This is a genomic window from Serratia sp. ASV30, assembly GCF_016428815.1.
Taxonomy (GTDB): Bacteria; Pseudomonadota; Gammaproteobacteria; order Enterobacterales; family Enterobacteriaceae; genus Chania; species Chania fonticola_C.
In genome coordinates this window covers 1-9091 of the sequence record NZ_JAELTL010000098.1, presented here as the reverse complement: position 1 = coordinate 9091, position 9091 = coordinate 1, and the positions used below count along the sequence as shown (strand labels likewise).

Annotated in this window: 8 protein-coding genes; 3 read left to right on the top strand and 5 right to left on the bottom strand. The window is 56.3% G+C overall.

The annotated features are described in order from the left end of the window. Together JHD74_RS24770 and JHD74_RS24765 are read left to right on the top strand one after the other, a co-directional pair. A partial coding sequence (locus JHD74_RS24770; protein WP_199063756.1) for a hypothetical protein occupies window positions 1-244 on the top strand: 244 nt, incomplete at its 5' end. Next, window positions 241-441 (top strand): response regulator transcription factor, encoded by a 201-nt coding sequence (locus JHD74_RS24765; protein WP_370592708.1) that lies wholly within the window; start codon window positions 241-243, stop codon window positions 439-441. The genes JHD74_RS24770 and JHD74_RS24765, both read left to right, overlap by 4 nt. An 81-nt stretch (window positions 442-522) precedes the next feature. Here JHD74_RS24765 and JHD74_RS24760 read toward each other — a convergent pair whose 3' ends face one another. The 4 genes from JHD74_RS24760 to tkt form a co-directional block, all read right to left on the bottom strand. Continuing rightward, complete coding sequence (locus JHD74_RS24760) at window positions 523-1593, bottom strand: ABC transporter ATP-binding protein (protein ID WP_065684502.1); 1071 nt, start codon at window positions 1591-1593, stop codon at window positions 523-525. Further along, complete coding sequence (locus JHD74_RS24755; RefSeq protein WP_074029700.1) at window positions 1586-3355, bottom strand: iron ABC transporter permease; 1770 nt, start codon at window positions 3353-3355, stop codon at window positions 1586-1588. Before JHD74_RS24755 ends, JHD74_RS24760 begins: the two co-directional genes overlap by 8 nt. 382 nt (window positions 3356-3737) lie before the next feature. Next, window positions 3738-4826, bottom strand: coding sequence for an ABC transporter substrate-binding protein (locus JHD74_RS24750; protein WP_161712843.1), 1089 nt, complete (start codon window positions 4824-4826; stop codon window positions 3738-3740). A gap of 252 nt (window positions 4827-5078) precedes the next feature. After that, window positions 5079-7073 carry a transketolase gene (gene tkt, locus JHD74_RS24745; RefSeq protein ID WP_199063755.1) on the bottom strand — a complete coding sequence of 665 codons (1995 nt, stop codon included), beginning with the start codon at window positions 7071-7073 and terminating at the stop codon, window positions 5079-5081. Between the two features lie 234 nt (window positions 7074-7307). Between tkt and JHD74_RS24740 the strand changes: the two genes are divergently transcribed. Further along, a complete protein-coding gene (locus JHD74_RS24740) occupies window positions 7308-8060 on the top strand; it encodes a M48 family metallopeptidase (protein WP_024528292.1) in 753 nt (250 codons plus the stop codon). Window positions 8061-8116: 56 nt separating this feature from the next. Here the strand turns inward: JHD74_RS24740 and JHD74_RS24735 are convergent. Then, the coding region (locus JHD74_RS24735; RefSeq protein WP_233169667.1) for a thiamine pyrophosphate-dependent enzyme at window positions 8117-9091 on the bottom strand (975 nt) is incomplete at its 5' end.

The following is a 9091-nucleotide window of genomic DNA, read 5'->3' as shown; positions in this document are numbered from 1 at the left end:
CCCCCCCCCCCCCCCCCCCCCCCCCCCCCCCCCCCCCCCCCCCCCCCCCCCCCCCCCCCCCCCCCCCCCCCCCCCCCCCCCCCCCCCCCCCCCCCCCCCCCCCCCCCCCCCTTCCACTGATCCGCCGCCCACCGAGATCTACACCCAGTTGGCATCGTCGGCAGCGTCAGATGTGTATAAGAGACAGACTCTCTACCACAAGAAAGGACGCACCTTTGCCCTGCCTGCCATCGCCAGAGCCTGACCGAACGTGAACGCCAGGTTCTGCACTATCTGAGGCAAGGGATCAGCCAGTCGCAGACGGCAAATATTCTGCAACTGAAAGTTAAAACAGTGCACTCGCATAAACGGTCTGCGATGAAGAAACTGAACTTTACTCGCACCAGTGAATTGTTTCACTGGCTGCTGCGAGGGGGATTAACTTTAAATCTGAACTGGTAATTACCGCCGGTTCACGCAACTACGCCGCTAAGTGCATCTCATTGTCCGCAGGGCGATCTCTTCGCCCTGCGTTCCCCCTCGCTATACCTTGGGGAAAATCCACAGATGCTCGGCGGGCAGAGACAGCGTGCACATTTCTTGGCCACGAACTTCGCTACCATAGGCACGAACCGCAAAGTCCTCTGCCACCGTGCGGAACAGATATTCCCATCGGTCGCCCAGATACATACTGGTCAGCAGGGGTAGCGAGATCTGATTGCCTTGCGGATCTTCCCCCAAGCGTACTCGCTCAACGCGGATCACCGCAGTTGCTTCCTGCCCAGTGGTTAACCCAGCCCCAGCCTTACCCCACAGCCCCCAGTCTTTACCTTCGATCCGCGCGTTGCCTTCTCGGATCTCCGTCACCTTGCCAAACAGGCGGTTGTTGCTGCCCATAAATTCGGCGGTGAACAGGGTGGCAGGCGAGCCGTACATTTCCTGTGGCGTACCCTGCTGCTCGATCTTGCCGTTATTGAGCAGCAGGATCCGATCGGAAATTGCCATCGCCTCATTCTGATCGTGGGTTACCATCAGCGCAGAAAGGCCCAGTTTGATGATCAGCTCACGCAGGAACACCCGCGCTTCCTCTCGCAACTTGGCGTCCAGGTTAGATAACGGTTCATCCAGCAAGATCACCGGTGGGTTATAGACCAACGCACGGCCAATCGCCACACGCTGCTGCTGACCACCGGAGAGCTGATGAGGATGGCGCTTACCTAACTGCCCCAGACCGAGCTGTTCGAGTACCGCCTGTACACGCTGGGTAATTTCCGCTGCAGGCGTTTTGCGTAATTTCAGTGGATAGGCCACGTTATCAAACACGGTTTTGTGGGGCCATAACGCATAGGATTGAAACACCAGGCCCAGATTGCGTTCTTCCGCCGGGATCTCGCTGCGCGCCGTGCCGTTATAGACGGTATTGTTGCCAATAACGATTTTCCCCTGGGTGGGTTTTTCCAACCCGGCTACCGCTCGCAGCAAAGTGGTTTTACCACTGCCTGACGGCCCAAGTAGTGAAACTACCTCTCCCCGTTTGAGCTGCATCGAAACGCCCTTCAATACCGGGTTATCGCCGTAGGTCAGGTGCAGGTTATCTACCGAAAGCTCAATCATGTATTTTCACTCCAAATCGCAGGGCAATCCCTAGTCCTAACACGACCAGAAGGATGTTAATAAAAGAGAGCGCGGCGACAATATCAATCGCCCCCGCCGCCCACAGGGAAACCAGCATGGAACCTATGGTTTCCGTACCCGGTGACAGCAGATAGACCCCGGTGGAATATTCGCGTTCGAAGATCAGGAACATCAGCAGCCAGGATCCAATCAGGCCATAGCGGGAGAGCGGGATCGTCACATGGCGCGTGATCTGCCCGCGAGAGGCTCCGGTGCTGCGTGCAGCCTCCTCCAACTCGGGAGCAACCTGCAACAGCGTCGATGAGATCAGCCGTAGGCCATAAGCCATCCACACCACGGTATAAGCCAGCCAGACGCTGAAAATGGTGCTGCGCAGAGAGCGTAACCACACCACCAGGTTTTCACGCAGCCATTCGGCGATCGGCAGCGCGGAGAGCCAACCGGCTTTTAGTGATTTATCCAGCCACATCGGCAGGAACAAGAATACCCACAGGAAAGCCAAGCCTGCCAGTAAGCCAGGCACCGCACGCGGCACCAGTACGCTGTAATCCAGAAAGCGGGTCACGCCGTCAGGTTTACGGTGCATCGCAATACCGATAAACAGATAACACACCACCGCCAGCGCACCACCAAACACCCCGATCGCCATCGAGTTGACAATCGCCCGCAGCAGGTTAGGTTGCTGCCATATGGTGCGGAAGGTGTTGAGCGACAGCTCATCCCAAATGGAAACCCCGACGCCCCAGTTGGAAATAAAGGCGCGCAGCACCACACCCACCAGCGGAACACCGATGGTAACGGTAAGCCACAAGACCACTACGCCACCGGCGACCCAGCGCCATTTACCCAACGGCAATGCACGGGCCTGAGAGGCTTTTCCCTTGACCGTGACAAAGCGGTTGGCGGTTCGCATCAGACGCCGTTGCAACATCACCAGTGGAATGGTAATGCAGATCAACACCACCGCCACCGCCGCCATCAGATGGTAAGACGGCGTACCCAGCTTGTTGGTCAGTTGATACAGGTAAGTCGCCAGCACCAGGTTGCCTTCCGGGTCGCCCAGCACCAGCATCAGCCCAAACACTTCCAGCCCCAGGAAGAACAGCAACACGCTGGCATACAGGATCGACGGCCGCACCATGGGCAAGCTGACGGCGGTCATAACCTGCAACGGAGAAGCCCCGGCGGTGCGGGCGGCCTCTTCAACATCTGAACCGACGCTGCGCAGCGCCGATGAAATATAGAGATAAGCGTGGGGAACATGCGTCAGCCCGGCGATCACCACGATGCTACCCATCGCATAGATATTCCAGGGCACAAAACCCAGCAAGGATTCTGCCCACAGCGAGAAGAAACCGACCGGCCCGGCTGCCACTACGTAGCCAAAGCCCAAAACCATCGGCGAAACGAAGATCGGCACCAGGATCAGCGGTTCAATAAAACGGCGGCCCGGCAAATCGGTTCTCACCATTAAAAATGCCAGTACGCCACCTAACGGAATGGAGATGACAACCAGGCCAAATGCCAGAATAAATCCGCTTTTCAGCGCCTTGTAGAAATCGGGGTCGGTAAAGATAAACCGGAAGGCCTCAAGGCTGAACACCTTGGAAGGCGAGAAAAACGGCGCGGAAAGGAAGCTTTGGATCACGATAAACGACAGTGGTACGTAGATAACCAGCGCGGTTATCAGCACCACCAAGCCGCGCGGCAGGCTCTGCCACTTGTTGCGCAATGCTTTCATAGACTGTCCCGATGGTGATATCCCCTGCATCCTGAGATGCACCGGGGTAGAGTTCCCTGTTTAAGCAATACAGGCTTCATGCTGAAGGAGAACGCAGGAAAGACTCTGTGCAGTTCCCCTCACCCTAACCCTCTCCCACAGGGAGAGGGGACTGAATGTGCCACCTATTCACTTCTGAGCCTGACCGTGGCACCGAACTGGCTCCCTTTTTCTTTTTTGAAGAGAGGGAACTGGATGCGCTACTTTCACTTTAGTGTCACTTCACAACACTCGTGCCACCGATTGGCTTCTGCACCCACCCACAACACAGAACCAGCTCCCTCTCCCTGTGGGAGAGGGTTGGGGTGAGGGGTAACAATGATTGGCGTGCCCTATTCCGTCATCACTTCGCAGCGGCGGTACGCCACTGTTTGATGTACTCCAGGCGCTTGGCAGGTTCCAGATATTCCAGCAGGCTCTCGTCCACCGGGATTGGTTTCAACGCCTTACCCAGCATCTGCGTCATGCCATCGATGTCGTTCTTGCCTTCGATATCGTTGCGGATGGAGGGGATATCCGCCTTGTTGGCCAGGATATTCTGCCCTTGCTCAGACAGCACGTAGTTCACCCACAGTTTGGCCGCATTGCTGTTGGCCGCTTCCTGGCTGATAAAGGTCACTCGTGACAACACCAGCGTGTAGTCTTTGGGATACGAGATACCGAGTGAAGGGTCGGTTTTGGCTCGCGCCTCGGCATAGGACCCCAGGATATTAAAACCAATCAGGTTTTCGCCTGAGGAAACCCTTTCCATCATGGTGCCAGTGGAAGACTGCACGGCCAACCCGCCCTTGGCGATATCGGCCAAGGTAGCGAAGTAGTTTGGATCGGCCTTGAAGTCTTGCACCGAGAGCATGAAGCCCAGTCCCGACTTCTCGATGTCATAGGTGGTGACTTTCTTTTTGAATTTATCCGGCTGGCTGGCAATCAGCTTAGCCAGCGCGGCATGGGAGTCCGGCACCTCACTCTGCGGGATCAGGCGCTTGTTGTAGATAAACACCACCGGCTCATAAGTCGTGCCATAGGCCTTATCTTTCCACACGGCCCATTTAGGCAGTTGCCCCAGCTCTGGCGAGGCATATTCCAACGCATAGTCGGTGGCCAGCTTCAGCGCGGTATCCATAGAAGAACTCCACACCACGTCACCGCTAGTGCCCCCAGCCGCCTGCTCGCTGATATAACGGTTATACAGCTCGGTGCTGTTCATATCGTTGTATTCTACTTTGATGCCAGGATACAGCGCTTCAAACCCCTGGATCAGTGGCCCTGCGGCTTTGGTATCCGTAGTGGAATACACCACCACCTTGCCTTCTTTTTTCGCCGCATCGACAATCTTTTGATAATCGGCCGGGTAGCCTGCCGGGAACTGGGCAAAGGCCGGAGCAGAGATTAAGACGGCCGCCGCCGCCATAGATACGCCAATCTTAAAAAACATACCATTAACTCCTGGTTACATTTATAAAACCAAAAATTAACATATAGCGAATGGCGGTGGTTAAGCAACGCCGTTAATTCGCTATGTTGCTGTTTTGTGATGGTGGGCGATTTTTGGACAGCAACAGCCATGATTATCCAATCATTAAGGATTTCTTAATGTTGTCTAGGCTGAGGAGAGAGAAAGGAGAGTGGCCGGGGAGCAAAAAATAAGGGGCGAATATTCGCCCCTCGCACAGTTAAAGCTCAGTCGTTATTTCAACAACGCGTTAGCCTTGTCTACCACGTTGTCGACGGTGAAGCCGAACTCTTTGAACAATTGCTCTGCCGGAGCAGATTCACCGAAGGTGGTCATGCCTACGATCGCGCCGTTCAGGCCAACATACTTGTACCAGTAATCCGCGATACCCGCTTCCACCGCTACGCGAGCAGAAACTGCCGCTGGCAGCACGGATTCACGGTAGGCCGCGTCCTGCTTGTCGAAGGCGTCGGTAGACGGCATGGATACCACACGCACTTTACGCCCTTCGGCGGTCAGTTTGTCGGCGGCTTCAACGGTGATGCCTACTTCAGAACCGGTGGCAATCAGGATCACGTCCGGCGTACCTGCACAGTCTTTCAGCACATAACCACCGCGATAAACGTTCGCCAACTGCTCGGCGGTACGTGGCTGCTGGGTCAGGTTCTGACGGGAGAACACCAGCGTGGTCGGGCCGTCATTGCGCTCGATGCCGTACTGCCAGGCGATAGCCGATTCAACCTGGTCACAAGGACGCCAGGTGCTCATGTTCGGCGTCACGCGCAGGCTGGCCAACTGCTCAACCGGCTGGTGCGTTGGGCCATCTTCGCCCAGACCGATAGAGTCGTGGGTGTAGACGAACACGTTGCGGATTTTCATCAGCGCAGCCATACGCACCGCGTTACGGGCGTATTCCACGAACATCAGGAAGGTCGCAGAGTACGGCAGGAAACCACCGTGCAGCGCGATACCGTTGGTGATGGCGGTCATGCCGAATTCGCGCACGCCGTAGTGGATGTAGTTACCCGCCAGATCGTCACCCAGAGACTTGGAGCCGGACCACATGGTCAGGTTGCTTGGTGCCAGGTCAGCAGAACCACCAAGGAATTCAGGCAGCAGTTTACCGAAGGCTTCCAGTGAGTTCTGTGATGCCTTACGGCTGGCGATGTTAGCCGGGTTAGCCTGCAACTGCTCAACGAATTTCTTCGCTTCCGCTTTCCAGTTGGCTGGCAGTTCACCGCTGGTGCGGCGTTTGAACTCTGCGGCCAGTTCTGGGAAGGCTTTGGCGTAAGCGGCGAGTTTCTCGTTCCAGGCGGCTTCTTTAGCCTTACCAGCTTCTTTGGCATCCCACTGGGCATAGATATCCTGCGGGATTTCGAAGGCGGCATATTTCCAGCCCAGAGCTTCACGGGTAGCCGCAACTTCAGCTGCGCCCAGTGGAGCACCGTGGGAATCATGGGTGCCCGCTTTGTGTGGTGAACCGAAGCCAATCACGGTTTTGCACATCAGCAGGGAAGGTTTGTCGGTGACCTTATGGGCTTCTTCGATCGCGGCTTTGATAGAGTCGCTGTTGTGGCCGTCAACGCCACGCACCACGTGCCAGCCATAGGCTTCGAAACGCTTGGCGGTATCGTCGGTGAACCAGCCTTCTACGTGGCCGTCGATGGAGATGCCGTTGTCATCATAGAACGCGGTCAGTTTGCCCAGCTTCATGGTACCAGCCAGGGAACAGACTTCGTGAGAGATGCCTTCCATCATGCAACCATCGCCCATAAAGGCATAGGTGTGGTGGTCAACAATCTCGTGGCCTGGGCGGTTGAACTGCGCGGCCAGCGTACGTTCGGCAATGGCGAAACCGATCGCGTTAGCGATCCCCTGGCCCAGCGGACCGGTAGTGGTTTCTACGCCTGGGGTATAACCATATTCTGGGTGACCCGGAGTTTTGGAATGCAGCTGGCGGAAGTTTTCCAGCTCGCTCATCGGCAGATCGTAACCGGTGAGGTGCAGCAGGCTATAGATCAGCATTGAGCCATGGCCGTTAGACAGCACGAAGCGGTCACGGTCAGCCCAGTGCGGGTTGGTAGGGTTGTGGTTCAGGTAGTCACGCCACAGGACTTCGGCGATATCTGCCATGCCCATAGGGGCGCCCGGGTGGCCGGAATTTGCTTTTTGAACGGCGTCCATACTGAGTGCGCGGATGGCGTTGGCAAGCTCTTTACGAGAGGACATGTTTTACTCCAGGTCGGATTAAAAAAGCGATCAAGATTTCTATTTTCTCAGACTCGGCATTGAAACAGCAATCCCTAATACCGAATGAGAGCGAGTTCATCACTAATGCGCACGTTCGGGACACATTTCGGAATATGGCTATTTCAGCCAAGCCTGCCGTACACTAGGCTATGTGCAGAATAATGGCAGCAGAACACAGTACCACCCCCTTTACTATCACAGGACGATAGAACGATGAAAATCCGTACTTCTTTGATTGCACTGAGCCTTACTGCTTTATTGAGCGGCTGTCAAAACCTTAATACCGATACCCTACTACAATCCGGTGCCCAGGCCTACCAGGCGGCGACGCTGAGCGATAGCGACGTCAAGGCACTCAGTGATAAATCCTGCGCAGAGATGGATAGCCAGGAGCAAATCGCGCCAGCAAGCAGCGAATATACCAAGCGCCTGAACAAGATCGCCGCAGCGTTGGGGGATAATATCAACGGTACCCCTGCAAACTACAAGGTTTACGTGACCAAAGACGTCAACGCCTGGGCGATGGCAAACGGCTGCATCCGCGTCTACAGCGGCCTGATGGACATGATGGATGATAACGAAGTCGAAGGCGTACTGGGCCATGAAATGGGCCACGTTGCGCTGGGCCACACTCGTAAAGCCATGCAGGTCGCTTATGGGACAGTTGCATTACGTACCGCAGCATCTTCAGCTGGCGGTGTAGCAGCCTCATTGTCTCAGTCGCAGTTGGCCGATCTGGGCGAAAAACTGGTCAATGCCCAGTTCTCTCAGAAACAGGAAAGCGAAGCGGATGATTACTCGTTCGATCTGCTGAAAAAACGCGGCATCAATCCTGCTGGCCTGGCTACCAGTTTCGATAAACTGGCGAAATTAGACGGTGGTCATGAAAGCAGCATGTTTGACAGCCACCCAACTTCCGAAGCCCGTGCCAAGCACATTCGCGATCGCATCGCTGCCGGTAAGTAACTCTATGTTCCCTCTCTTGGGAGTACGCCTCTGGAGAGAGGGAACTGAGTAAGCGGTCAGTACAGCTTCTGCGGTGGGCCAGCGAAGGTCAACGGCCCAACGCTTTTCATATCAACCTCTACCACCGATGGCCCTGGGTAATTAATCGCCTCCGCCAGCACGCCACCAAACTGCGCAGCATCGCTCACTTTCCAGGCTTTCAGCCCCATCGCCTCTGCCACCTGGCAGAACGCCGGAGTATGCAGTTCGTTATAATACTGGCGTCCAGAGAAATACTTGTCCTGAATGCCACGCATCACGCCATAGCCGCCGTCGTTCATGATCAGCAAGGTGATATTGGCCTGTTCCTGCGCCATGGTTGCCAGTTCCCCCAGGCCCAGCGCCAAACCGCCGTCCCCAACCAAACCAACCACTTTACGCTGCGGGTTGGCAATGGCCGTGCCGATCGCCATCGGTAACCCCATGCCGATCGCCCCTGCCAGCGAGTGAATATTGCATAAAGGCGAAATGGCCCGGAACAGGCGGCTACCCCACACGCTGCCAGAAACGGTGATATCACGTACCAGCAGGCCATCCTGCGGCAGCGCAGCGGCGATAGCATCGTTCAGTTTGGCGTATTCACCAGACTGCTGGCGCAGTGCCGTTTCGGCCAACTCCACCGCACGGCCAATCTCGGCATCCCACTCGGCATTCACTTTCTCGCCGGGTGCCAGGCGTGCTGCCAGCGCACTCAGCAAGGCGGAACAGTCGCCATAAACCTGCTCATCCGCCAGATAATTACGGTTAGCCGCCGCCGGATCGATATCAATCTGTACCAACGGGCGCGGCAGTGGGAGTGACCAGGTACGAGTTTCGTTACTCCGCAGGCGGGAACCGGCCACCAGCGTCAAATCACACTGCGTCAGGATAGACTCAACGCTTGGCGAGTTGTGGAAGGCCCGTAGGCTGCGCGGATGGCTATCCGGTAAAATCCCACGCCCATGGGTGCTGGAGATCACTACCACACCGGCATCCGCCAACTGTTTCACCGC

Coding starts and splice junctions, on each gene's coding strand:
- JHD74_RS24760 (WP_065684502.1), bottom strand. CDS start 1,593: ATGATTGAGCTTTCGGTAGATAACCTGCACCTGACCTACGGCGATAAC.
- tkt (WP_199063755.1), bottom strand. CDS start 7,073: ATGTCCTCTCGTAAAGAGCTTGCCAACGCCATCCGCGCACTCAGTATG.
- JHD74_RS24755 (WP_074029700.1), bottom strand. CDS start 3,355: ATGAAAGCATTGCGCAACAAGTGGCAGAGCCTGCCGCGCGGCTTGGTG.
- JHD74_RS24750 (WP_161712843.1), bottom strand. CDS start 4,826: ATGTTTTTTAAGATTGGCGTATCTATGGCGGCGGCGGCCGTCTTAATC.
- JHD74_RS24740 (WP_024528292.1), top strand. CDS start 7,308: ATGAAAATCCGTACTTCTTTGATTGCACTGAGCCTTACTGCTTTATTG.